Origin of the sequence: Candidatus Mycoplasma haematohominis (genome assembly GCF_902712995.1) — a bacterium.
GTDB lineage: Bacteria > Bacillota_I > Bacilli_A > Mycoplasmatales > Mycoplasmoidaceae > Eperythrozoon_B > Eperythrozoon_B haematohominis.
The window spans coordinates 1-1409 of record NZ_CACTIB010000038.1 but is presented as its reverse complement, the minus strand read 5'-3'; the positions used below and the strand labels follow the sequence as shown (position 1 = coordinate 1409).

Here is a 1409-nt window from a genome sequence, read left to right as displayed (position 1 = left end):
CTTCTTTCTTAAATCAACCTCCACCTATTACTTCCTTCCAATCTGATTCATCTTTATTATCATTTACATTGACATTAAGTGGTGTTAACTTATGTCTTCTTAGTACATGTTCAACTGTAGGAATAGTGCATCATTCTCTTAATCTTGCCAGTTCCTTATATTCTTCACTGCCTTGTGTTTCTACTTGTGCTGAAACTTCTCTGTCTAAAGCAGCGACGCATGCTTGTCTTCAAGGATCTACATTTGAAGTATCTGGTTTTTGTACTACAGTAAGGAAATAACTCTTGGTTCCAACATTGCTATTGAATGTCTTATTTTTGAAAACAACCTGTGGACTATCCTTAAACTTAGTTCCCTTGTAATGAGTTAAAGCATCCTTAGTAGGATCTAGTCTCTCCATCAAAATATTCAGAACTATTTTTTCATCTGTATTTGCAGTTACTAGTGAAAAATCTTTCTTAGTTAATTCAGTTGCGTATGTTCTTCTAGTTGGAGTTTGTAGTTCTTCTGTTGGAACTGCAGGAATAGGATTACTATCAGTAGTGGTTTTTGTGGTTTCAGTATTAACATTCATGGATCCAAAACCATGGCCATTTTTTAGATATATTTTGGAACCTACACCTGCAGCTCCAGATACAACGCCAGTAGCAGTTAAAGCTTTTGCGATAGTTGAGAATATAGACATTGTTTTTTCATTGAAGTTGGCGGCATTCTAAGAAGGATGATCTTTAGAAAAATAGTTATTAAGAATAAATCTCAAAAAGATAGAGTTATCTAAAGAGCAAAAAAGAACTCACTGATCTAAATAGTGTTTTTAAGGGTTGAAAAAATGAATGGGGTATTAAATAGAAATTAACTTAAGGATAAATCTTTGTTTCCGCCTACTGTACAGAATCTTTTAACATCTTGGGTTAATTTATATTTGCTTTCATTATCGTTGCCATTGGTATTAGAAAATTCAGAAACTCCTTTCTTGTAATGATCTTCACAGACTTTATTTAAAGCGCTATTGGATGATGTTGCCGCATTGTATCCTTCATTCACACTACTGAATGCAGAACTTAGTTGATTACTGCTTTGATTAGTTGCTGTCTTAAGAGGATTCAATCTATTTTCGAAAACCCATTTCCATCAATTTGTATTTTCTGGATCGTTGGCTACCAACTTATCTTTATTTAGTTCTTTGCCTCCTAAATTACTCTCACCTGTAATAGAAGAATTAGGTTTTGTCTTTAATGTCTTTACATCTGCTGGTTCATTTCCTTTTTCTTTAGCTAAATCAGGTCTAACAGAACAGTAAGTTCAAATATTTTTTAGATATTTGGAGTTAATAACATCTGATGTATTCTTCTTTATAGCTGTTTCACATACTTTATTTAAATGTTGTGTATCGGCTAAATTATCGTTCT

1 protein-coding gene and 1 pseudogene are annotated in these 1409 nt (G+C 32.9%); both read right to left on the bottom strand.

The features are described 5' to 3' along the window. Positions 1–685 (bottom strand): annotated as a pseudogene (locus H6411_RS05835) (hypothetical protein); the annotation flags it as partial. Positions 686–852: 167 nt separating this feature from the next. Continuing rightward, on the bottom strand, positions 853–1409 hold a 557-nt coding region (locus H6411_RS05830; RefSeq protein WP_216083713.1), incomplete at its 5' end, for a hypothetical protein.